Source organism: Natronobiforma cellulositropha (assembly GCF_025629245.1).
Taxonomy (GTDB): domain Archaea; phylum Halobacteriota; class Halobacteria; order Halobacteriales; family Natrialbaceae; genus Natronobiforma; species Natronobiforma cellulositropha.
The window spans coordinates 419,093-440,560 of the sequence record NZ_JANZXN010000015.1; the positions used below are offsets into that span (position 1 = coordinate 419,093).

Below are 21,468 nucleotides of genomic sequence, written 5' to 3' on the forward strand. Positions count from 1 at the left end.
AGACGGGACCTGCTACCGTCTCACTGGTTGCGAACCCGTTCGCTGCGTGCTGTGTCCACGTGTGTGTCGGCCACCGGCCGCTCCCCGCGGCGTTCGTCCGCCCGGAGGTAACACTGCGGGTCGGGCCCGAAGAGGTCACCGGTCGCCGTCAGCGCGCGCAGCCTCGAGCCACCGCGACAGATCGGCCGGTACCGACAGTCGCGACAGCGGCCGGTGAGGCGTTCCTCGCGCGTTCTGAGTGCGGCGAGCAGGGGGTTCGACTCGTCGTCCCAGATCTCGCCGAACGGGCGGTCGCGGACGTTCCCCAGGCTGTACTCCTGCCAGAACTGTGTGGGGTGGACGTTGCCCTCGTAGTCGACGTCCGCGATGCGTTCGCCGGTCGGGTCGCCGCCGTTCCGTGCGAGGTACTCGGAGACTCGTGCCGCCCGCTCGGGACCGAACCGCTCGCGGGCGTACTCGACGAGGAAGCCGGCGTCGGCGTAGTTGCCGACGAGCAACGTCTCGATCTCCGCGCCCCGGTCGTGGTACTCGAGAGTGAGGTCACAGAGGCGTTCGACCGCGGCGCGCTTCTCGTCCGGGGTGAGGTCGAGGTCGACGATGTCGCGGCCGCGCCCGCCGTAGTCGAGGTGGTAGAAACAGAAGCGGTCGACGCCAACGTCGACGAGCAGGTCGACGACGTCCTCCAGGTCGGGCGCGTTCGCCCGGGTGATGGTGTAACGCAAGCCGGTCTTCAGCCCGACCTCGAGACAGGTTTCGATCCCTCGGACCGCCGCGTCGAACGCGCCATCGCGTCCCCGGAAGGCGTCGTTTCGCTCGGCCAGCCCGTCGACGGAGACGCCCGCGTACTCGAGTCCGGCCTCGCGCAGGGCGACGGCCCGCTCGCGGGTGAGCAACGTCCCGTTCGTCGAGAGCACCGGCCGGAGACCGAGGTCGGCGGCGTAGGCGACGAGGTCGACGACGTCCCCACGGACGAGCGGCTCTCCACCCGAGAAGAGGACGATGGGCACGTCGTAGGCGGCCAGTTGCTCGAGAAAGGCGCGCGCTTCGGCGGTTGTGAACTCACCCGGTGCGGGTTCGGTCTGTGCCGCGGCGTAACAGTGGGTGCACGCGAGGTTACACCGCCGGGTCGCGTTCCAGACGACGACCGGGCGACGCTGCTTCTCGGCTGCGATCTGTGGGACACTCGAATCCGCCCCCGCGTCGTAGCGGAGCCCGTCACCGGCGGCGTCGAGGTCACAGAGGAGCCTGCTGATCGAGATCACGGCTCCGACACCTCGCTCGAGTCGCGGCTCGGCCGGGCCGTGGATGTCGGCGTGTCGTCTCGCTCGTCGCTCGTCACCGCGCGTATCGAGAGCGGGCGCGCCGACGCGCGCTCGAGTGCGGCGGCCGGACACACCCACAGGTCGAGCGCACACCACTCGAACAGCTCCGTGGCGTACGCCAGCGCTTCCTCGCCGTTCGCCGCGCTCACGCTCCCGGCGTGGGCGAGCGGGCCGTCTCGGCGCTCGCGAACGAACACTTCCCACTGTGGGTGCGTCGTCGCTCGCGCCCGCGCTCCGCTCGAGGGGGGACGCTCGTGCATAGGTCTCGTCGGCCGCTTCGCCACCGCGAGCCATCGCTCTCGTGGTGAACGTATTCGGGCCGGTTCCCGCGACACGGGAACGACGCCGGAGCGTCATTGTCCTCGAGCGCCGACGGGACGACGACGATGTCCTCACCGCCCGGTCACCTCGACACCGCGACGGCTCCGCTCGTCTGTATCTGGGAGCTGACACAGGCCTGTGCGCTCGCTTGCGAGCACTGCCGGGCCGACGCCAGAGCGCAGCGCCACCCCGACGAACTGACCACGGCCGAGGGGCGGGCCCTGCTCGAGGACCTCCGCGAGTTCGGCGAGGGCCAGCTCGTCGTCCTCTCGGGAGGCGACCCGCTCGTCCGTGACGACGTCGAGGAACTGGTCGGCTACGGCACCGACCTCGGCCTGCGGATGACGATCACTCCCAGCGGCACCGACTCACTGAGCGCCGACCGACTCGCGGCGCTCGCCGACGCCGGTCTCCGGCGGGTCGCCTTCAGCCTCGACGGCGCGTCGGCCGCGACCCACGACCGCTTTCGCGGCGAAGATGGGAGCTTCGAGGCGACGGTTCGCGCCATCGAGGACGCACAGGCCGCCGGGCTCTCCGTCCAGGTGAACACGACCGTCTGCCGGGCGACCGTCGACGACCTGCCCGCGGTCAGGCGACTCGTTCGCGACCTCGAGACCGTCCTCTGGAGCGTCTTCTTCCTCGTCCCCGTCGGCCGCGGGCGGCTGCTCGACCCCGTCACGCCCGACGAGGCCGAGCGCGTGATGGCCTGGCTCGCCGAGGTGGCCGAGACCGACCCCTTCGGCGTGAAGACCACCGAAGCGCCCCACTACCGCCGGGTGGTCCTCGAGCGAGCGGCGCAGGCCGAGACCCCTCGGGACGCTCGCGGCAGCGAGAGTCCAGAGCGTCCCCCAGCGGGTGTTCGCCGCCGCGGCGGTATCCTCGCCGGTGACGGCTTCGCGTTCGTCTGCCACACCGGCGAGGTCTACCCCTCCGGCTTCCTCCCCGAGTCGGCGGGCTCCGTCCGCGAGACGCCGATCACCGACTGCTACCGGGAGTCACCGCTCTTTCGCGCCCTGCGCGAGCGCGAGCGCCTCCGCGGGAAGTGTGGCCACTGTCCCTACCGCGCCGTCTGCGGCGGCAGCCGCTCGCGCGCCTACGCCTACACCGGCGACCCGCTCGAGAGCGACCCGCTCTGTCCGTACGTCCCACCCGACTACGACGGCCCGCTCCCCTGGGAGGAGACCGACGCCCCCGCTCCCGAACCGACGGCCGCAGACGCCGACTGACCCGTCCCAACACCATGCTCCCGACACACACATTTCCGATTGCACCGACCACGAGAACCCACGAGGTACAGACTCGAGTGCAGGCGCTCACCCTGGACGTGATCCGGCACACGGACGGCGGTGGTGTGCGATGACCGGGGCGATCCGGGCGGAGATCGAGATCGAGTCGCCGGGTGACTGCCCGGTCGCGATGGCCACGGCAGCCGGTGACACCACCGTCGAGGGCGTCACCCGCACCGCCGGAACCGACGCCGACGGCCGCTTCGTCGAGGAGTTCGCCCTCGAGCGCGGAGCCGAGGAGTCGCTCCCGGCGGACCTCGGCTGTGAGCCGGTGTTCGACCTCGACGCACACACCGTCTACCGCTTCTCGCGTGATCCCGACGACGACTGCGTCTGTACCTGCATCGAGCGCTTCGGCTGGCCGGTCTCGGACGTCCGCGCGAGCGAGGGCGCGCTGATCGTCTCGTGTTACGCAACCGACGTCGCCGAACTCTCGGCGCTCGTCCGCGACCTGCGCGAGGCGTTCGGGACGGTACGGGTCCGCCAGCTGATCCAGTCCGGCGGCGACGCCGACGGCGACCTCCTCCTGATCGACCGGCGCTGGCTGACCGACCGCCAGCGCGAGGTGCTCGAGACCGCCCACGAGATGGGCTACTTCGAGTACCCGAAAGGCGCGAACGCAGGCGAGGTCGCCGCAGCACTCGGCATCTCGCGCTCGACGTTCAGCGAACACCTCGCGGCCGCCCAGCGAAAACTCCTCGACGCGCTGGTGACCTACTGAGCGGCCGGCCGCTCAACACCACTCTTCGTACTGGTGGACCCGGGCCGGATTGAGCGCCTCCGGCTCCCGGTCGGTGCCGTCGTAGGCCGCCCGGTGTTGCTCGTACGTGATCCCGACCGAGCCTCGCGGCTCGAACCGTCGGGGTAACGCCTCGAGCGCACGTCGCTGGTTCCAGTCGGCGATGCGTTCGAGCGCGCCGGTCTCCGCGAGCGCGGCCGTCTCGAGACCGGCACTCGCGCGCTCGAACGCCCGTCGGCCGCGCTCGGTTCGGACCACTAGCGTCGTCGAACCCTCGCCGCTCCCGACGCTGCCCGCGCTGATGTCGGCCGCGCCGCCGACGAAGTCGCTACACTCGAGACAGCCACGCAGCGCGGCGGTGTCGAACGAGCCGATCGGCTCCTCGAGTACGACCTCGCCGTCGGCGTCGACGGCGTAGAGGACGCCCGCATCCACGTCGAGTTTCTCGACCGCGGCGGGGTCGACGCCGTGGGACTCGACCGCCTGCTGGAGGCGCTCGTGTTCGAAACTCCGCGTGCACATCAGCGCGACCGTCAGTGCGATCGGCTCGCTCTCGCCCGCCCAGTCGTAGCGCTCGAGTGCGGCCGCTCCTTCGATCACGCAGGGCGTTCCGACGAGCGCGATTCGGGCATCCGACGCGTCGAGACCCGCTTCCTCGAGCGTCTCCTCGAGACGGCCGAGTTGCATCGTCTGGGTGTAGACGCTGCCCGCCGCCTCGCGCAGGTCCGCCCTGCTGGTCGCGAGGAACGCCTCGCCGCGGAGCGGTTCGTCCGCCCGCTCGCGGGCGACGAGCGCGCCGTCGAGTGCGCCACTCTCGAGCAGTTCGGCGAGCAGCGCCGTGACGGCACCGCCGTCCTGGCCCGCGGCGTGCTCGCTGCGGTCGCGAGCGCGGGCGGCGTAGGGTTCACCGACGATGATGGAGTCGTCGGCCCCGTCGGCCCCCTCGTTCCTGCCGTGTCTGGGGAGACCGGCGTCGCGGGCGACGAGGTCGACGATCCGCTCGTACCGGAGCCCGCTGCGGGGACAAAAGTCCCAGCAGCGCGAACAGCCGGTACACATCCTGACGAGCGTCGGGCGGCCGGTCGCCTCCTCGATCCCGATCGAGTCGGAGGGACAGGCGGCGACACAGGTGCCACACTGGATACACCGGTCCGTCTCGACGACCGCCTCGTCGAGGTCGCGGAACCAGGTCTTCCCGTCGGGGTCGCTGACGGGACCGACCGACTCACGCGGATCGCCGCCGACGCCAGGTAGCCGTGGCTCGTCCGCTCGCTTCGAGCGGTCTTCGGACATCAGCGCACCTCCGCCGTCGAGGACTCGGGGGCGTCCCCGTATCCCTCGAGCAGTCCGCGCAGTCTGTCGTTCGGCACGCGGTCGACCCACTCGCTGAAGCGCTCGTCGGCGAGACGCTCCGCCTCGTAGGCGAGGACGAGCCGTCCGATCCCCTCGGGTGCCGCCTCCGCTGGCACCCGCCCGGCGATCCAGTCGGCGAACCGTCCTGCACCGAGGTCACCGCCGAGACCGACGTCGACCGCCGCCGTCGTCCGGTGGTCGTCGCGGTAGATCTCGCCTCGGAGACCGACGTCGCCGAGCTGGGGCTGGGCACAGGAGGCCGAACAGCCCGAGAGGTGCAGGCGGATCACCTCGCGTTCGTCGAGTCCGCAGCGCTCGGCCCACGCGTCGAGCGAGCGCGCCCAGCCGACCGCCCGGTTCTTCGTCTCGATCACGCCGTAGCTGCAGAACTCGTGGCCCGTACAGGTGACGATGCCGCGTGTGAACGGTCCCGGCGTCGGCGAGTAGCGCTCGAGCAGCGGCTCCGCGAGCAGCGGCTCGAGGTCGGCCGCCCCGACGTGGGGGAGCAGGGCGTTCTGATTCGGCGTGAGTCGGAGTTCGCCCGCACCGTAGGCGTCGGCGAGGTCGGCGAGCGTCGCGAACTCGCGGCCAGCCAGTCGGCCGACGGGAACCGCCAGTCCGACGTAGTGGCGGCCGTCGGCCTGGTCGTGGACGCCGACGTGGTCGCCCCGGTAGCTGGTCGTGACCGCCTCTCCAGCGGGGTCGAACGAGAACGGGACGGCACGCTCGAGTTCCTCGCGGAAGCGCTCGACGCCCAGTTCCTCGACGAGGTACCGCAGGCGGTTGACCGCCGTGTCGAGGTAGCTGCCGTAGGTTTTGAACACCTCGGCGGTCGCGGCGACCACCGCTGGCACCTGCTCGGGTTCGACGAACACGCCGAGGTCGCTCGCCAGCCGCGGCCCGTCGGAGAGACCGCCGCCGACGTGGACGGCGAACCCGCGTCGGTCGCCGTCGACGGCCGGGGTGAACGCCAGGTCGTTGATCTGGGCGCGCGCGCAGTTCTCGTGACAGCCGGTGACGCTCACCTTGAGCTTCCGGGGGAGGTTGCCGTAGACGGGGTCGCCGAGGAAGCGCTCGGAGATGGTCTCGACCTGCGGGCGAACGTCGAGCGTCTCCTCGGGGTCGAGACCGGCCGCGGGACAGCTGACGACGTTGCGAACCGAGTTGCCACACGCCTGCAGCGTCGTCAGCCCGACCGCCTCGTACCGGTCCCAGATCTCGGGGACGTCCCCGAGTCGGATCCAGTGCATCTGGACGTCCTGGCGGGTGGTGAGGTCGAGGTAGGCGTCGCCAAAGATCGGATTCTGCCGGCTCGCACCGTAGCGCTCGGGCGCGCAGGCGAACTCGCTGGCGACGCGTCCGATCACGCGCGCCTGCTCGCTCGTCAGGATGCCGCCGGGCACCTTCGTCCGGAGCATGAAGTAGCCCGGCTGTTTCTGGTGGTAGAGCCCGACGAGCTTCAGCCGGCTGAGTACGTCGTCGCCGCAGGCGTCGACCAGCCCCTCGATGCCGTCGTCGGCGTGGGCTCGAACCTGCCCCGCCAGCTCGAGCGGGTCCCACGCCGGGGCGCGCGCTCTGACCCAGTCGGTCAGACTGCCTTCGTAGTAGGCGAGGTCGTCGAAGCCGAGGTGGGCGAGGACGACGAACGTGTGGCTCAGCCGCCGCGCCGTGTTACAGTAGAGGATGACCCGCCGGTCGGGGACGAGTCCGCGCGACTCGAGCAGGTGCTCGAGGTCCGCTCGCGGCTTCAGCCACCCCTCCTCGTCGAGCAGCGCCTCCCAGTCGAGACCGACCGCGGAGGGGACGTGGGACGCCTCGAACTCCGCTCGCGTCCGCGTGTCGACGATGACGGTGTCGGTGTCGACCGCCGCTTCGACCGCTTCCCGGCCGACCAACGGCGAGTCCGCCGGTGGCTCGACCTCGTAGCTCGTCGGTTCGAGCGCTGGCGGATCACTCGAGAGTGGGTAGCTCGCTCGCCAGCCGTCGAGACCGCCGTCGAGCAGGTAGAGCGGTCCCCGGTGGCCGAACGTGGCCGCGGTGAGCAACAGCCGTGCGGCGAGCGGGCCGCCCTCGTCGTCGTAGGCGACGAGCGCGTCGTCGGGACCGATCCCCGCCCGCTCGAGCAGGCCCGAAAACGTCTCCCAGTCGGGCAGCGTCCCGGCGGCGACGCGTCCGGGCTCTCGAAACCGCTCGGCGGGGACGTTCACCGCTCCAGGGACGTGACCCAGGTCGGCGTACGCCCGCTCCGGGCGCACGTCGACCGGCGTGACCGACTCGAGTCGCGCCTCCAGCCACTCGGGTGAGACGACGACGGGAGCGCTCAGTCCCATCGACGCCTCCGTGGGCCGTGCGCCCCTCGAGCCAGTCCCCGCGGCGGCACGTTCCCCTGCTGGGTCGTCGCGCCGCCGGTCGGTCGTGTGTCCGGTCGCTCGGCCGTCGTCCGGGGGTCCACAGTGTTCATCTCCACCGACTTCTTTGGAAGCAGATACCTTTCGCCTTCCTCTGTGAGCAAACCGTTCCCCTGCTCCGGGAGAGCGGTAGCGACTGCCTAGTATCGAAGACTGACAGGTATCCCGCCATACGACTGGTCTTTATATACGCCTCGAGCGGAAAACCGCACGACTCGAGCGCCGTCGACCGGCCGTGGCTCGAGCCGCCGCCCGTCACCGGAACCAGCAGTTCTTGCCACCGGCCGCCACAGTGCGGCTCCCACGCGACCGGGTGAGGCGTCGCTCCCTCCCACGTCCAGCCACCGAGGCGAACACCTTCGGCACCACCCCTACGCGCGCACGAGGTGACCATCGAGACGAGGGTATGACGATCTGTTCACTCTGTGATCTGCCGGTGTCGGGACCGCCGCTGACCGAGGCGGACCTGGAGGGGTCGTTCTGCTGTCGCGGCTGTCTCGAGGTCGCACGCTCGCTCGAGGAACTCGACGGGGTCGGCCGCGACGCCGTCCGCGAGCGGGCGAGCGAGTCGCCCACCCGCGAGGTTCCCGACGGCTACGTGGAGGCGTTTCTGGTCGTCGACGGCATGCACTGTTCGACGTGTGAGGGGTTCGTCGCGCTGCTCGCCGAACGCGAGACGGGCGTTCGCTCACTCGAGGCGAGTTACGCGACGGAGACCGCCAGGGTCGTCTACGATCCCGAGCGCGTGTCACTCGAGGCACTCCCGGAGCGTCTCTCCGGGTTCGGCTACGAGGTCCGGTTCCCGGACGACGACCACGACGAGTACCGCCGGGCGGACGACCGGATGCAACGGCTGTTGATCGGCGGTTTCTGTGCGATGTTGATCATGCCCTGGTACCTCTTCTACCTGTATCCGAGCTACGTCGGCATCGAGACGGGGATTCTGACCGTCGACTCGAACACCCCCGTCGGTCTCTACTTTCCGATGCTCGTCATCGCCGTCCTGACCACCATCGTCCTGTTCTACACGGGTTATCCCACGCTCAGAGGGGCGTACGTGAGCCTCCGCGTCGGACAGCCGAACGTCGACCTGCTCGTCTCCATCGCCGCGCTCTCGGCGTACGCCTACAGCACGGTCGCACTCACGATGGGCAGTACCCACCTCTACTACGACGTCTCGGTCGCCGTGATCATGGTCGTGAGCCTCGGTTCGTACGCCGAACGCCGGGTCAAACACCGCGCGACCGACCTCCTCTCGAGCGTAACCGACGCACAGTGCCACGAAGCGACGCGCCTCCGTGAGGGCCGAACCGAGACGGTTCCGCTCGCCGACCTCGCGGGCGGTGACCGCTTGCTCGTCCGTCCGGGTGACCGACTCCCCGTCGACGGACGCGTAGACGACGGCGTGGCGGCCGTCGACGAGTCGGTCCTGACCGGCGAGTCGGTCCCGGTAACCAAGGGACCCGGTGACGAGGTCATCGGCGGCGCGGTCGTCACCGACGCCCCGCTCGTCGTCACCGTCGGCGACCCGGTCGAGAGCACGGTCGACCGGATCGCCGCGATGCTGTGGGAGATCCAGAGTTCGACACCCGGCGTCCAGCGCTTCGCCGACCGACTGGCGACCGTCTTCGTCCCGTTCGTCCTCGTGCTCGCGACCGTCGTCACGGGATACCGACTCGCGACGGGGACACCACCCGCCTCGGCGCTGCTCTCTGGACTCACCGTCCTCGTCGTCTCCTGTCCCTGTGCGATGGGACTCGCGACCCCGCTCGCCATCGCGTCGGGTCTCCGTGACGCCCTCGAGCGCGGCATCGTCGTCACGAACGCCGCCGTCTTCGAGGCCGCTCCGGCCGTCGAGACGCTCGTCTTCGACAAAACGGGGACGATCACCGAGGGCGACATGCACGTCCTCGAACTCCACGGCGACCCGGACGCACTCTCCCTGGCGAGCGCCGTCGAGCGCTTCTCCGAACACCCGGTCGCCCGGGCGATCACGAACGCCGCCGACGAGGCGGTCCCGGTACGGGCGGATGGCGGCGAAGCGCACGCGAGCACACGCGCTCGAGTCGACGGCGAACCGGCCACCGAGCACTCGAGCGCGTCGGCCTTCGAGCGCCACCCCGGCGAGGGTGTCAGCGGCCGCGTCGACGGGACCGCCGTCGTCGTCGGCACGCCCGGACTGGTCGAGCGGATGGCCGGACCACTCGGCGAGGACCTCGAGTCGGCGGTGTCGACGGCTCGAGCGGCGGGCAGACTCCCCGTCGTCGTCGGCTACGGCGGGCGGGCGCGTGCGGTAATCGTCGTCGGCGACCGGGTGCGCGCCGAGTGGCGGGCCGTCCTCGACGAGGTCGCCGACTTCGAGGTCGTCATCCTGACCGGTGACGACGAGTCGGCGACCGCCGCGGTTCGCGCTCACCCGGCCGTCGACCGGGTCTTCGCGGGCGTGCCTCCGGGCGGCAAAGCGGAGACGGTCCGCCGCCTCGGAGGAGAGGGCATCGTCGCCATGGTCGGCGACGGGACGAACGACGCGCCCGCACTGGCGGCGGCCGACCTCGGCATCGCCATGGGTGGAGGCACCGCTCGAGCGGCCGACGCGGCCGACGTGGTCCTCTCGAGCGGCGACCTCCGCGAGGTCCCCCCGGTGTTCGCACTGGCGCGGGGCACCCGGCGGCGCATCCGCGAGAACGTCGGCTGGGCGCTGCTGTACAACGCCATCGCGATCCCGCTCGCGGCGCTGGGGCTGATCAACCCCCTGTTCGCCGCCGTGGCGATGGCCACGAGCAGCCTGCTCGTCGTGGTGAACTCCTCGCGGCCGGTTCTCGAGGAGTGAGCGGACGGACTCGAGGAAGTCGTTCGATGGCGGTGGACTCGAGCGCGGCATCGGACGGAGACGACACACGAGGTGTCCGCCGCGGGCGGGACGAACGCGGGCGCGTTCCCGCGTACACGAACAGTAGAACGCTGGCGGGAGAACTGTTCACTACAGGTTCCCTCCGGTCTCGTCGTGAGACGCCTGTTCTCGGCGATCTCTCGACACCTCACCCGTCCTGTGGCAGGAAATTCGACCCCTGGACCTCGATGTGGAGTTCAGTATGCAGTCTGGCTAACGAAGTCTGGAGACTGATGGCAATCTGGTGTGCCTCACGAAGCTGGACGAAGTGCTCCCACTCACCGACACTCTCGAGTCGCTCTCGACGTTCTTCGGCCGAGAACTCGTCGCTGTCGGTACTCCGGCGGAGGTCTTCGAGCGAGTCGACCTCGTACGTGGTTTTCCACGCGTCGATTTCGTCGCTGAGCGCTCCGATCCCCTCGATGAGGTCCTCGACGGGGTGTTCTTCAGCGAGTGAACGAACCGTACGAAGGAAGTGCGTGACGCCGTCGAGCTTGTAGCACGTCCCTTCGGTCGTCTCTACAACCTCGAGGTCCCACTGGTCGACTAACCAGGTGAGACACTTCACAGCCGTATCCGTCGAAACGTCCGCCTCCTCGGCGATCCACTCCGCGTCTCGGGGGGTCGTCTGTGTCTGCGCAACGTGACGAACGCGCTCCGCTCCATCGATGTCAACAGGCCACTCACGGGTCTGGTCGGTCATCCGTTCCGCTTGGGCGTCAGATGAGTAATAGTTCACCATCAGTGTATATGGATCGTACGCTCCCGTCGATGGGGGTATTGTCAGGCCATAGTCGACTCCGGCAGCCATGTTCTGACACTCGTGTTGGGCTATCAATACATCTCTCAACTCATCAGTGGAGAGTTATCTTCGTTACAGGCTCGCTGAAAGGTGTCCTCGAGATCGGTCTCGACGTCCGACCAGCGGACGGTTGAGAGGAAGAATTGTATATCAGAACTGAGAGCAGAGGGTATGAGTAGGCCGCCATCGGGACGGTGCGGATACACGTGGCCCGAAGAGCACGAACTCGATGACCACCCGCGGTATCAGAACTGTTGCTGGCGCGAAGCCGTGGACGGGTCGGACCACTGTGTCTGGCACGCAGACCCGGAGCAGGTTACGAAATCCGTCGAGGATCTACGAGAAACGAGGGCGTCACCTGAAGTCCGAGAGCAGACGTCGATTACGACCCCATTCGATGGTAACGTGCGGACAGAAGCCCTCGATGGGGCACAGTTATCGGGGGTGAAAATGGCGAACAACATCGGCTTCGAGAAGGTCACGCTGCGTGATGGCGACCTCTCGAAGGCAACCCTCCGGAGAGCCACCTTCTCGGAGGCGGACCTCAGAGAGACCGACCTCTCGGGTGCGAACCTCAGGGAGAGCAACCTCTCAGAGGCGTACCTCAGTGAGGTCGACTTCTCGGAGGCGGACCTCAGTGAGACCGACCTCTCGGATGCGCACCTCAGGGAAGCCGACCTCTCAGGCGCGTACCTCAGTGAAGCCGACCTCTCAGAGACGTTCCTCGTGGGGGCGGACCTCTCAGACGCATCTCTCACAGAGGCTGACCTCTCGAACGCGATTCTCACGGGGGCAGACCTCTCGGATGCATTTCTCGTGGGGGCTGATCTCTCGGGTGCAGTTCTTCTGGGGGCAGACCTCTCGGATGCGGTCCTCGTGGGGGCGGACCTCTCGGGAGCGAATTTGAGGAACGCGACCGTTCACAATGCGAACCTCGAGGAAGCAGTACTGAGCCGTGCGACGCTTTTTGGGAGTAGCCTCCGAGGCGCGAAGCTTTACGGGAGCCTTCTCGGAGACGTTCGAATCGACGCAGAGACAGAGTTCCTGGGACCACCAGTCGATGATGGTGTACACTCACCTCATACACTTGCTGCGATCTTCTCGAAATCCTGCTGTGTGTACGACCCGAACTACTCTGGTGAGAGCGACGAAACGAACGAAGACAAGGCCAAAAGTGTCTATCAGGCGCTCGAAGAACTGGCGAGCAGGGCAGCGCAGACGCGCTTACAGTCACAGTGTTTCGTCCGCCGTCAGGATATTCAAAAGGACTCGTACAAAAGGGCACTCCTGAACGGGTCTCGACGAGACAGCGACGGGAGTACCGGAGGGGAGTCTGAAGACGGTTCGGAAAATCTCAATTTACAATCATCTCCCCGATCGATGCTCCACTCACTCGAAGTACGGTCGATCGCTGGACTGCGCTACGCCCGCGCGAAGACGGCCCGCATGACACTGCTGTACGGGGAAAGCCCCTGGCGGATTATCGCCTGGAGTGGTGGGTTCATCGTTGCGATGGCACTCACCTATCCGCTGAGCGAGTGGCTGAGACCAGTCGGTGAGGAGCCAATCACGTACAGCCGAATCGCTGAAGAGCCGGCGTTGTTCCTGGAATCGCTGTATTTCAGCACACTCACGTTCACCACACTGGGGATGGGCGATTACGAGCCACTCGGCTGGGGACAAGCGATTGCGACACTCAACACCGCCTTCGGGGCCATCCTCATCGCTCTGCTCGTGTTCGTCCTCGGGCGTCGTGCTTCGAGATGATTTCCGCGATATGCAGAACCCGACACCGATCGGTTGGTTCCGAACTCCGCGCAGGGGTCGACGCTCGAGTCCACCGTCTCGGAGGGTCACGTAACCGAACTCACCGGCGGTGGGAGACGCACGCGATATTCAGCACGTTCCCGGCAGGTGATGGGAAGATCACGAATCCGCCATCCTCGAGCGACGGCCGACGAACGAAGACCGGAGACGCCCACTCGAGTTCACGCATCCGTCCAGGCGTGCCACCGCACTACAGCGGCTGGTAGAACGGAATCGGTGGGTGCGGGAGGTGGATGCCGTAGAGCAGCAGGCCGTGCTGGAGGGGGATGTAGCCGAGGAGGACGAACGCGACGCCGAGAGACCGGTGGAGCCTGACGCGGTTCGTATTGCTGAGCGAGCCGAGGAGCGTCCCGTAGAGAAAGAGCGTCGGCACCGTCCCGAGACCGAGGACGGCGAGCGAGAGCGCACCTCTGCTCGGTGAGCCGAGGGCGAACGCGTAGAGGTAGGCGGGGTAGATGATCGGACAGGGGAACAGGCCGTGGATCGCCCCCAGGCCGACGATGCCGGGCGAGGTCGCGAGCCGGTCGACGCGGCTCACGACGGCCATCGAGAGCCGGGAGAACAGCGGCCCGAACAGGGGAATCCCGTGGGGCAGACCCGGCCGCCCACGGACGTAGTAGAGACCGCTCGAGATGATGGCGATGCCGACGAGGATCCCGACCCCGCCTCTGACGCCGTTGCCTGCCACCGAGACGGCGTCGACGGTGGTGAACGCCAGCGCGCCGAGTGCGCCGAACAGCCCCCCGAGCAGCGCGTAGCTGACGGTCCGTCCGAGGTTGAACAGGCCGTGCTGGCGGACCTCGTAGAGCGTCAGCGTCTCGCGGTGGGCCGTCGACTGCGCGGCGCCGATCCGGTCCGCGTACGCCGTCACGAGCGGTCCACACATGCCGAGGCAGTGAACGCCCGCGAGGAGACCGACGAGACCGATCACCAGGAGGTCGACGTTGTCGCTCACGGGGGACGTCGCCGAGTGGTCGTGGGCGGTCGCTATCGCAGCGATCGTACTCGAGACGGTCGGTCCCTGGTCGGCGAGGAGGATCGTGGTCTGGGTCATCGGTGCTCAGGACGTGCCGATCGCGTCGGCGTTTCTGGTGTACCGGCGGAGGCGGTCGCCGTCCTCGTCGCGCAGTTCGACGTCGAAGCGTTGCTGGCCGACGACCGTCTCGAGGTCGTCGACCCGTATCTCGAAGGCGAAGGGTGGGTCGTCGACGACTTCCAGGTGCGAGCCGCCACTCGTGACGACGATGTGGTCGATGCCCTCGTCGGACGAGAGGTGACACGTGATGAGATCGTCCGAGACCGTACACAGCAGGTCGGGATCGACGTCCGGGCTCGAGTCGCCGGTCAGCCCGGACTGGAAGTCGAGTGTCATGGGTGCGACGGGGAACGTCCCGAGGACGAGCACGATGGCGAGAAACACCGTGAGGTTGAGCTTCGAGGCGTGTCGCGTGAACGCTCGCGTGAGCGGGTGCTCGCCGGTTCGGCGCAACCGGATCACCAGCGGGACGATCACGGCGTGCGTCAGCGGTCCCCAGACGATGAGGAGGAAGCCGTAGGCGGCGACGTACCAGAGGACCGTCCAGTCCGGCCGGTACGAGAGCAACAGGCTCGCCGCCGACCAGCAGAAGAAGCCGAAGACGAGCAGCCCCCCGCTCTTCAGGGTCCGCCAGATGGGCGTGTTGGCGTAGTAGACGCTGAGCGTGTCTCGCCAGGCCTGTCTGAGGAGTCGTCTGCCGTACGAACGTACCGACGGGGGTGGTGTGTCCGAGCTGTTGGTCATGGCTGGTTCAGGGTCCGGGTCGTGAGTGTGGCCGCTCGAGTGTGGCCGGCTGGAGATCGGTCTACGCACCGATCTGCCAGAGCTGGGTGATCAGGTACCAGTTCAGGATGTAGGTGATGACGAACGCGGCCAGGAACAGCAGACAGAGCACGAACGTCCCCCGCATCTCGTAGGCGTGGACGGGGTCGTCCGGGTCCTGTGAGAGGTCGATGCTCTCGCGGGTAGTCAGCTCCGTGCCGTCTGCGAAGCCGAGGCTCGCGTCGCCACCGTCGGCGAGCAGCGAGTCGTCGACGCGCCCCGGTTCGATACGTTCGCCGAACAGCAGCGAGCCGACGGCGAGGACGACGAACAGCGCCCCGCCCGCGATGGCGACGAAGGCGGCGAGACCGAAGACGACGAACAGCGGCTCGGCAGCCGAGAGGCTGAAGTCCGTCCCCGGGATGTTCGCGACGACCTCGGGCGTCCGGCGGGGGACGCCGTAGAGGATGCCGACGTACATCATCATCAGCGCTGTCAGCCCCATCGCGCCGCCGTAGAGGAACGGCTGGAGGCTGGCGAGGCGGTTCGAGACGAACCGGCGCATGAACATCGTCCGGATGACGAAGTAGACGACGGCCATGAACGTGATCGTCGTCCCGAGCACGACCGTCGAGTGGAAGTGGCCGACGGTCGCGAACGTGTTGTGCCAGGCCATGTTGAGCTGGAGCTGTCCCATGAGTACCCCGGTGATGCCGCCGAGGAAGCCGAAGAGGATGATCGCGATCACGGGCGCGGCGAACATCGGGTTCTGCCAGGGCGCGGAGGTGAGCCAGCCGAACAGGCCGCCGCCTTTCCCGCGTTTGCGTCGCCCGGCTTCGATGCCTGCCGGAATGGCGAAGGCGTGGATCAGGCTCGCCAAGGTTGCGCCGTAGAACGCGTAGGAGGTGTTCCAGATGCGCCAGCCGGTCGAGATGCCCGGGTCGACCAGCAGGTGGTGGGCCGCGCCCATGTTGATGAAAAAGAGGTAGAGGATGAACGCCGTCCGCGAGACCTTCTCGCTGACGACCTCCGCGCCGCCGACGACGTGCGTCAGGAAGTACCAGACGACGATCATCGCGACGAGGTTGATCTGCTGGGTGCCGTGGCCGACGATCCAGAACCACATGCGGTAGGCCGCCGGATCGAAGGTCAGGATCTCGAGTCGCCAGAGCAGCGCGCCGCCGAAGGCGACGACGCCGCCTAACAGTGCCTCGACGGCGATGATGCCCGTGATGAACGCGCCGAAGGTGACCAGCGGCAGGGTCTCACCGGGCTTCTCGCGCTTCTCGCGCCAGAGCGTCACGAAGAACGGTACGGCCGCGATCACGACGCCGACGACGAAGGTGAGCGCCCCGGCGTAGAACAGCGGCGACGAGGGGAGTGGAATGTAGGCCGTCAGCAGCGGTGCCTGGTCGGGCGCGCTGGTGGTCCAGATGGCGTAGTAGATCGTCAGGACCCCGCCGACCATGACGAGGTAGCCCGCCTTCGCCAGTTTCGTCAGCGGGAGCCGTCGCCCGAGGACCATCGGGCCGCCGACGTAGAGGATAGCGACCTCCACGAAGACGATCCAGAACAGCAGCATGCTCCAGGCGTGCATGCTGAGGTGGATGTAGTAGTCACTCGCCGAGAGCAGGCCGATCGCCTCCCAGCGCGTGCCGACGACGGTGATGGCGAACAGTCCGCCGACGAGCAGCCAGACGACGGCGGTGACGCCGAACAGTTTGACGTGGTTCTCGACCGAGCGGTGGACGTCGAGACCGGTCACCGAACACTGGCGGTAGCCGTCCTCGTCGTACTCGTTGTCGAACAGGCCGAGGACGTCGAGCCGGTGGCGGCTCGAGGTGCTCATTGCTCGCCCTCCCGGACGACGAGTCGCCCGTGCATCGCCTCGTGGCCGTCGCCACAGAACTCGTTACAGAGCACGCGGTAGGTTCCGGGTTCGTCGAACGTCATCGGGACGACCCACTCGTAGCCCGGAATCGTCTGGAGGTTGATCTGCTTGCTCAGGGTCTCTTCGGGTCGGATCGAGAAGCCGTGCTGGACGTCGTAGGCGAAGAGGTGGATGTCGTACTGTCGGTCCGCCTCGAGCACCACCGGGAGACCGTCCCAGTAGAACTGTCCGGCACCGATGAGGACGTCGTCACCGGGTGGGACGAGTCCCTCGTCGGTCTCCTCGCCGGCGTCCTGGTACTCGCCCATCTTCGCCCTGAACTCCTCGGCGCTGACGCGGTAGGTCTCGCCGATGGGGTTCTGATCGCCGACGCGGGTGAACGCGCTCATCCAGCCGAAGAGAACGAGTGCCCAGCCGACGCCCAGCCCCAGCCAGATCGTCTCGCGTCTGTCAACGGGCTGATCCCACCAGTTTCCTTCGGGGGGTTTGAGTGGCGACGTCATGGAATCACCCCACCGGTACCGAGTAGATGTCGATCAGTCCCCAGACGACGTACGACAGCGCGAAGAACAACAGGGCCAGCAGGGCCAGCAACCACACCCTGTTGTACAGCCGCTGCATGAACGGGATTCGGTCCTCCGATTGTGCGGTAGTCATAACTCGTACACGACGAACTCGTCTCGAATACCCGGTAGCCGTTCTCCCGCACAGGTTCGTCCCGGTTCCCGGATTCTGGAAACCGGCGCGTTTCGGCCGAACCAGTTCGCACGCATCGAGTGAGCCGACCGTCCCCGGGTCGGCTCAGCCGCCAGCGATGGCTAGCTGTGCGACTCCAGCGACGACGAGGACGACCCCCGCGAGTCTGACGAACGCGTCGCTGTAGCCGGCGACCCGTCTCGCACTCAGGTCGTAGCCGACGGCGACGGCCACCGTCACCGCCAGCAACAACGCCGCGAAGCCGCTCGCGTACGCGCCGACGACCGCCACCGTCTCCGCGGGCGACATCGTCAGCGACCGGAGGACGAGCGCCAGAAACAGCGGGAGGACACACGCCGTCGCGGCCAGGCTGTAGGCCGCCCCGAAGGCCGCGAAGCCCGTGACCGAGGCACGCCGCCGTGGCAACAGGACGTGGACCGCTCCGGTGCCACCGTAGAGCACCCAGAGACCGACGAGAACCAGCGCCACGCCCACACCGTACTCGAGAAACGGGAGCGCTCGCTCGAGCGTCGACCCGGCGACGACGGCGACAGCCGCGAGCAGTCCGAACGTGGTGAGCGCACCGACGGCGGCCGCACTCCCCCTGACGAGCGCGCCAGCGAGCGGCGGCCGTCGCTCGCCGGTCGCCGCGACGTAGTAACCGACGTAGCCCGGCAACAGCGCGTACGAACACGGCGCGAAGAAGGTCGCCACGCCGGCGAGGAAGGCGAAGGCGACCGCTCCGAACAGTTCAGGGGACATCGCCGTTCACCTCCGTCACCGCTCCGTCCGTCACCGCCCCGCTCGTCACTGCTCCGTCCGTCACCGCATCACCCGCCACCCCTCCCGTCGCAGTGGCGGGCACGGGAGGCTCACCCCTCGAGCGCTGCGGTGATCGGCGCGCGAAGCGCTTCGACGGACTTGTAGCCCGACTCGGCCCAGACGACCGCGTTCGTCTCGTCGAGGACGACGCTGTAGGGGACGCTCGTCGCCTCGAGCGCGCTCGTCAGTTCGAGGTCGGCGTCGTGGGCGAGCGACCACCGGCCGTCGTGGTCGGCCCACCACGAAGCGACGTCCTCGCGGGTGATCGTCCGCCCGAGCGGTTCGTTCGTCACCGAGACGAACTGGACGTCCGCGCCGAACTCGTCGTAGACCGTCCCGAGCGGGACCATGAGTTCCGCACAGACGCCACACCAGGTCGCGAACAACTCGAGGACGGTCACGCGCCCTCGCTCGGGGACGGTGATCGTTCCCGCGGCGCTGCCGGGTGCCTCGAGCGACTCGAGGTCGAACGCGGGGACGTCACCCTCGCGCTCGAGGGGGTTCCAGCCGCCGAGGGCGAACGCCCCACCGGCGGCGACGCCTGCCAGGGCGACCCCGCCCGCGAGCAGTTCGCGTCGGCCCATCGTCACGGCTCCCACCCGTCGACGACCGTGCGGACGTCCTCGATGAGCGCCGCCGGAGTGGGGAGGTCCATCCCGGTGTAGGTGCGTTCGACGTAGCCGCCGGCGTTGACGAGGACGATCATCGAGGCGTGGGCGAACGCCATGTCGGAGTGGCCGCCACCCGCACCGCCAGCGTCTGTGTCGTCGTTTCCGCCGTGGTCGTGGTCGTCACCGTGGCCATCGCCGTGGTGTTCGCCGTGATCACCGTGGCCGTTGCCCTCCTCGTAGTCCTCGTTGCGCTCGAAGTAACAGCCGAACGCCTCGGAGACGACCTCGTGGGCGTCCGCCTCGGTCTCCGGGCGCAGGAAGTGCCAGTTGCCGAGGTCGTAGTCGACGCCGAGTCCGTCGCCGTAGGACTCGAGCACGTCGGGGGTGTCGTGTTCGGGGTCGAACGTCACGTTACAGAGGGCGACGTCGTCTACGTAGTCGCCGTCGACCGAGTCGTCCTGGACGTGACGGAGCGAGGCGGTCAGCGTCGGACACGCCGCGTGACAGCGCGCGAAAATGAACGTGTAGAGCGCGTGGCGCTCGCCCGCGAAGTCGGTCGTCCGGACCTCCTCACCGGTGACGGTACACGGTGCGCCCACGTCGGGCACCTCGTCGCCGTAGACCGGGCGGGCGAGGTCGCCGCCGTCTCGAGACTCCCGCAGCATCTCGTAGTGTTCGGGTGGCTCGAGGACGACGTGGTCGTAGCCGTCCCCGCCGAGGAGGCTGGTACAGCCTGCGGTCAGTGTGAGAGCCGCTGCGCCCGCCGCAGCGAGGTAGGCTCGTCGAGTGTGGGAAGTCGGTGTCGGCATGGTCGTTGTCTACTCCTCGTCTCCGCCCGGGCTAAACCTCCACAGCAGTTCTCTGTCGGTGGGAACAGGCACGAATATGTTCGGAATTTACGTACGCCGGGGTCGCTCGAGGGCGGCGAGCGTCTGCTCGTCGTACTGCCGTGTCACGGTCGCTGCCCGCCCCGGCAGCTCGGATCCGTCGTGGGTGAGTGCGGGTTCGTCCGCGGGGTCCGGCCAGCCGACGACGACGCGGCCGACCGCGCCGAGGGCTTCGTGGCTCGCACAGAGTGCGCGCGTGTCGACGTAGTCGTAGACGCCCTCGGTCTCGAAGGTTCGCTCGAACTCCCGGCCGCCACGGAGGAGACCGCTCGCCCACGGCTGTGCGCCGTCGGGGATCCGCTGTGGGCCGTCGGTCTCCGGGTGGTAGGCCGTCACGTCGTGGCGGTGGCCCTCGACGACCCAGCGGACGGTGCCACCGGGGACGACGTGGACGATTCCGGGCTCGAACGCGACGTTCGGCACCGACACGACGCGCACCTCGACGGTCTCGGCAGGCTCGCCGAGTTCGCCAGTGGCGTCGCTCTCGTCGGCCCGGCTCGCACTCGAGGGACGCTCGAGACAGCCAGCTATCGCCAGTCCGACGGCGCTCGCGCTCAGACCGAGCAGCCGTCGTCTCGTCACGGTGGGTGGCATGGGTAGGGGATGGGGACCGCGCGTGGGGGAGACCGACGCGCGTTACGGGTTCGGGTTGAAGATCTCCTCGTTCGGCTCGCCCTCGACGTCGATCGTCGCGAGCAGGCCCTTGTGCACGACGCGGCTGAGGGCGTGGTCGACGAGGTGGATCGGACCCGGCACCTCGAGGTCCATGTGGCCGAATGCCGTCACACCGGCGGGGAGTGCGGTCCCCTCGATGTACCTGGCGGGGTCCGACAGGACGTCGCCGTCGCGGTACCACTCGCTCCAGACGTTGCCGATCGGGTGGGGACCCGCAACGAGGTTCGGCCCGCCGTTACACCAGAACACCCGGACGCGCTCGCCGACTTCGGCGTGCAGCGGCCCGCCCGCACCGTTCGCGGTGAAGCGAGCCACCTCGCCGTTGAAGAGGACGTAGGTCGGGTCCTCGTCGGCCGACGCGCCGAAGTCGAAGGTGTGGTGGCCCTCCTCGCCGGTGTCGCCGTTGGTGTAGAGTTCGTGCTGGCCGAGGTAGAACTCGCGGTCGACCTCGGGTAAGCCCTCTTCGGGTTCGACCAGGATCGTCCCGAACATCCCCAGGCTGATGTGCTGGTCGTGGTTGCCGGGCGCACAGTGGTAGATGTGTGCACCGGGGTAGGTCGCCTGGAACTCGATCTCGACCTCCCCCTCGCCGGGGGCGATGGTCGTATCGATCGCTCCGCCGCCGGGACCGTAGACCGCGTGGAAGTCGACGTTGTGGATGTCGACGTTGTGCTCGTCGGGCACGTCGAACGTCAGGTGGACCGTATCACCCACACGGCAGCGGAACATCGGTCCCGGAACCTGCCCGTCGTAGGTCATGTACCGGATCGTCACGCCGGGTTCGATCTCGGCGACCGCTTCGATCGTCTCGAGTCGCCACTCGTGACGGCGGGGTTCGTCCCAGTCGACCGGGTCGGGCACGTCCGTCGGATCGGCCGCGATAGTCTCGACATCGACCGGTTCCGCGGGTGGCAGCCCACCCTCGTCGGCCGGTTCGGTCGCCGGTTCGTTCGTTCCGTTCGACTCCGGTTCCGTGTCGGCGTCACTCACGCAGCCAGCGATCGCGACGACGCCAGCAGCGCCGGCCACCTGCAGGAACCGTCTTCGGGTGTGCTCGTTGTAGGTCATCGTGCTTCGTCCTCGAATAGGGATAGGAGTGTACGGGTGGTCAATTAGACAGTTCATTCCCGGAGAATGGAA

General features: G+C 68.1%; 19 protein-coding genes. 4 read left to right on the top strand and 15 right to left on the bottom strand.

Features of this window, described 5'->3' with window-relative positions:
* Nucleotides 1–20: 20 nt before the first annotated feature.
* Together N0B15_RS07880 and N0B15_RS07885 are read right to left on the bottom strand one after the other, a co-directional pair.
* On the bottom strand, nt 21–1,262 hold the full coding sequence (locus N0B15_RS07880; protein WP_263019138.1) for a TIGR04347 family pseudo-SAM/SPASM protein: 1,242 nt from the start codon (nt 1,260–1,262) through the stop codon (nt 21–23).
* The gene (locus N0B15_RS07885; RefSeq protein WP_263019139.1) at nt 1,259–1,582 is read right to left on the bottom strand and encodes an Htur_1727 family rSAM-partnered candidate RiPP; all 324 of its coding nucleotides are present in this window, start codon (nt 1,580–1,582) and stop codon (nt 1,259–1,261) included. Before N0B15_RS07885 ends, N0B15_RS07880 begins: the two co-directional genes overlap by 4 nt.
* 126 nt (nt 1,583–1,708) lie before the next feature.
* Between N0B15_RS07885 and N0B15_RS07890 the strand changes: the two genes are divergently transcribed.
* Both N0B15_RS07890 and N0B15_RS07895 read left to right on the top strand, forming a co-directional pair.
* On the top strand, nt 1,709–2,869 hold the full coding sequence (locus N0B15_RS07890; protein ID WP_263019140.1) for a TIGR04053 family radical SAM/SPASM domain-containing protein: 1,161 nt from the start codon (nt 1,709–1,711) through the stop codon (nt 2,867–2,869).
* A gap of 130 nt (nt 2,870–2,999) precedes the next feature.
* On the top strand, nt 3,000–3,650 hold the full coding sequence (locus N0B15_RS07895) for a helix-turn-helix domain-containing protein (protein WP_263019141.1): 651 nt from the start codon (nt 3,000–3,002) through the stop codon (nt 3,648–3,650).
* A gap of 12 nt (nt 3,651–3,662) precedes the next feature.
* Here the strand turns inward: N0B15_RS07895 and N0B15_RS07900 are convergent, their stop codons facing one another.
* Together N0B15_RS07900 and N0B15_RS07905 are read right to left on the bottom strand one after the other, a co-directional pair.
* On the bottom strand, nt 3,663–4,961 hold the full coding sequence (locus N0B15_RS07900; protein WP_263019142.1) for a Coenzyme F420 hydrogenase/dehydrogenase, beta subunit C-terminal domain: 1,299 nt from the start codon (nt 4,959–4,961) through the stop codon (nt 3,663–3,665).
* Complete coding sequence (locus tag N0B15_RS07905) at nt 4,961–7,351, bottom strand: rhodanese-like domain-containing protein (protein WP_263019143.1); 2,391 nt, start codon at nt 7,349–7,351, stop codon at nt 4,961–4,963. The genes N0B15_RS07900 and N0B15_RS07905 overlap by 1 nt, the downstream gene beginning before the upstream one ends.
* A gap of 484 nt (nt 7,352–7,835) precedes the next feature.
* On the opposite strand from N0B15_RS07905, the gene N0B15_RS07910 reads away from it, so the two are divergent.
* The gene (locus tag N0B15_RS07910) at nt 7,836–10,259 is read left to right on the top strand and encodes a heavy metal translocating P-type ATPase (RefSeq protein WP_263019144.1); all 2,424 of its coding nucleotides are present in this window, start codon (nt 7,836–7,838) and stop codon (nt 10,257–10,259) included.
* A gap of 208 nt (nt 10,260–10,467) precedes the next feature.
* Here N0B15_RS07910 and N0B15_RS07915 read toward each other — a convergent pair whose 3' ends face one another.
* On the bottom strand, nt 10,468–11,022 hold the full coding sequence (locus N0B15_RS07915) for a DUF7342 family protein (protein WP_263019145.1): 555 nt from the start codon (nt 11,020–11,022) through the stop codon (nt 10,468–10,470).
* 270 nt (nt 11,023–11,292) lie between these two features.
* Here N0B15_RS07915 and N0B15_RS07920 point away from each other — a divergent pair, with 270 nt between their 5' ends.
* Nucleotides 11,293–12,888, top strand: a complete 1,596-nt coding sequence (locus N0B15_RS07920; protein ID WP_263019146.1) for a pentapeptide repeat-containing protein — start codon at nt 11,293–11,295, stop codon at nt 12,886–12,888.
* Between the two features lie 250 nt (nt 12,889–13,138).
* On the opposite strand, the gene N0B15_RS07925 is transcribed toward N0B15_RS07920, so the two are convergent.
* From N0B15_RS07925 to nirK, 10 genes are all read right to left on the bottom strand, one after another.
* The gene (locus N0B15_RS07925) at nt 13,139–14,002 is read right to left on the bottom strand and encodes a sulfite exporter TauE/SafE family protein (RefSeq protein WP_263019147.1); all 864 of its coding nucleotides are present in this window, start codon (nt 14,000–14,002) and stop codon (nt 13,139–13,141) included.
* Between the two features lie 6 nt (nt 14,003–14,008).
* Nucleotides 14,009–14,728, bottom strand: a complete 720-nt coding sequence (locus N0B15_RS07930; RefSeq protein WP_263019148.1) for a hypothetical protein — start codon at nt 14,726–14,728, stop codon at nt 14,009–14,011.
* A 61-nt stretch (nt 14,729–14,789) separates the two neighbouring features.
* Nucleotides 14,790–16,595, bottom strand: a complete 1,806-nt coding sequence (locus N0B15_RS07935; RefSeq protein ID WP_263019149.1) for a cytochrome c oxidase subunit I — start codon at nt 16,593–16,595, stop codon at nt 14,790–14,792.
* Nucleotides 16,592–17,140 carry a cupredoxin domain-containing protein gene (locus N0B15_RS07940; RefSeq protein ID WP_263019150.1) on the bottom strand — a complete coding sequence of 183 codons (549 nt, stop codon included), beginning with the start codon at nt 17,138–17,140 and terminating at the stop codon, nt 16,592–16,594. The genes N0B15_RS07935 and N0B15_RS07940 overlap by 4 nt, the downstream gene beginning before the upstream one ends.
* Nucleotides 17,141–17,144: 4 nt before the next feature.
* Nucleotides 17,145–17,294 (bottom strand): hypothetical protein, encoded by a 150-nt coding sequence (locus N0B15_RS07945; RefSeq protein ID WP_263019151.1) that lies wholly within the window; start codon nt 17,292–17,294, stop codon nt 17,145–17,147.
* Between the two features lie 144 nt (nt 17,295–17,438).
* Entirely contained in the window at nt 17,439–18,095 is a 657-nt protein-coding gene (locus tag N0B15_RS07950; RefSeq protein ID WP_263019152.1) for a cytochrome c biogenesis CcdA family protein, read from the bottom strand.
* A gap of 110 nt (nt 18,096–18,205) precedes the next feature.
* A complete protein-coding gene (locus N0B15_RS07955) occupies nt 18,206–18,739 on the bottom strand; it encodes a TlpA family protein disulfide reductase (RefSeq protein WP_263019153.1) in 534 nt (177 codons plus the stop codon).
* Nucleotides 18,740–18,741: 2 nt separating this feature from the next.
* Nucleotides 18,742–19,575, bottom strand: coding sequence for an SCO family protein (locus tag N0B15_RS07960; protein WP_263019154.1), 834 nt, complete (start codon nt 19,573–19,575; stop codon nt 18,742–18,744).
* An 87-nt stretch (nt 19,576–19,662) separates the two neighbouring features.
* A complete protein-coding gene (locus N0B15_RS07965) occupies nt 19,663–20,247 on the bottom strand; it encodes a plastocyanin/azurin family copper-binding protein (RefSeq protein WP_263019155.1) in 585 nt (194 codons plus the stop codon).
* Nucleotides 20,248–20,289: 42 nt separating this feature from the next.
* A complete protein-coding gene (nirK, locus tag N0B15_RS07970) occupies nt 20,290–21,396 on the bottom strand; it encodes a copper-containing nitrite reductase (RefSeq protein WP_263019156.1) in 1,107 nt (368 codons plus the stop codon).
* Nucleotides 21,397–21,468: the final 72 nt, after the last annotated feature.

Excerpts from the sequence above, each read along its gene's own strand:
- N0B15_RS07885 (WP_263019139.1), bottom strand. The coding sequence starts at position 1,582 with ATGCACGAGCGTCCCCCCTCGAGCGGAGCGCGGGCGCGAGCGACGACG.
- N0B15_RS07890 (WP_263019140.1), top strand. The coding sequence starts at position 1,709 with ATGTCCTCACCGCCCGGTCACCTCGACACCGCGACGGCTCCGCTCGTC.
- N0B15_RS07895 (WP_263019141.1), top strand. The coding sequence starts at position 3,000 with ATGACCGGGGCGATCCGGGCGGAGATCGAGATCGAGTCGCCGGGTGAC.
- N0B15_RS07900 (WP_263019142.1), bottom strand. The coding sequence starts at position 4,961 with ATGTCCGAAGACCGCTCGAAGCGAGCGGACGAGCCACGGCTACCTGGC.
- N0B15_RS07905 (WP_263019143.1), bottom strand. The coding sequence starts at position 7,351 with ATGGGACTGAGCGCTCCCGTCGTCGTCTCACCCGAGTGGCTGGAGGCG.
- N0B15_RS07910 (WP_263019144.1), top strand. The coding sequence starts at position 7,836 with ATGACGATCTGTTCACTCTGTGATCTGCCGGTGTCGGGACCGCCGCTG.
- N0B15_RS07915 (WP_263019145.1), bottom strand. The coding sequence starts at position 11,022 with ATGACCGACCAGACCCGTGAGTGGCCTGTTGACATCGATGGAGCGGAG.
- N0B15_RS07920 (WP_263019146.1), top strand. The coding sequence starts at position 11,293 with ATGAGTAGGCCGCCATCGGGACGGTGCGGATACACGTGGCCCGAAGAG.
- N0B15_RS07925 (WP_263019147.1), bottom strand. The coding sequence starts at position 14,002 with ATGACCCAGACCACGATCCTCCTCGCCGACCAGGGACCGACCGTCTCG.
- N0B15_RS07930 (WP_263019148.1), bottom strand. The coding sequence starts at position 14,728 with ATGACCAACAGCTCGGACACACCACCCCCGTCGGTACGTTCGTACGGC.
- N0B15_RS07935 (WP_263019149.1), bottom strand. The coding sequence starts at position 16,595 with ATGAGCACCTCGAGCCGCCACCGGCTCGACGTCCTCGGCCTGTTCGAC.
- N0B15_RS07940 (WP_263019150.1), bottom strand. The coding sequence starts at position 17,140 with ATGACGTCGCCACTCAAACCCCCCGAAGGAAACTGGTGGGATCAGCCC.
- N0B15_RS07945 (WP_263019151.1), bottom strand. The coding sequence starts at position 17,294 with ATGACTACCGCACAATCGGAGGACCGAATCCCGTTCATGCAGCGGCTG.
- N0B15_RS07950 (WP_263019152.1), bottom strand. The coding sequence starts at position 18,095 with ATGTCCCCTGAACTGTTCGGAGCGGTCGCCTTCGCCTTCCTCGCCGGC.
- N0B15_RS07955 (WP_263019153.1), bottom strand. The coding sequence starts at position 18,739 with ATGGGCCGACGCGAACTGCTCGCGGGCGGGGTCGCCCTGGCAGGCGTC.
- N0B15_RS07960 (WP_263019154.1), bottom strand. The coding sequence starts at position 19,575 with ATGCCGACACCGACTTCCCACACTCGACGAGCCTACCTCGCTGCGGCG.
- N0B15_RS07965 (WP_263019155.1), bottom strand. The coding sequence starts at position 20,247 with ATGCCACCCACCGTGACGAGACGACGGCTGCTCGGTCTGAGCGCGAGC.
- nirK (WP_263019156.1), bottom strand. The coding sequence starts at position 21,396 with ATGACCTACAACGAGCACACCCGAAGACGGTTCCTGCAGGTGGCCGGC.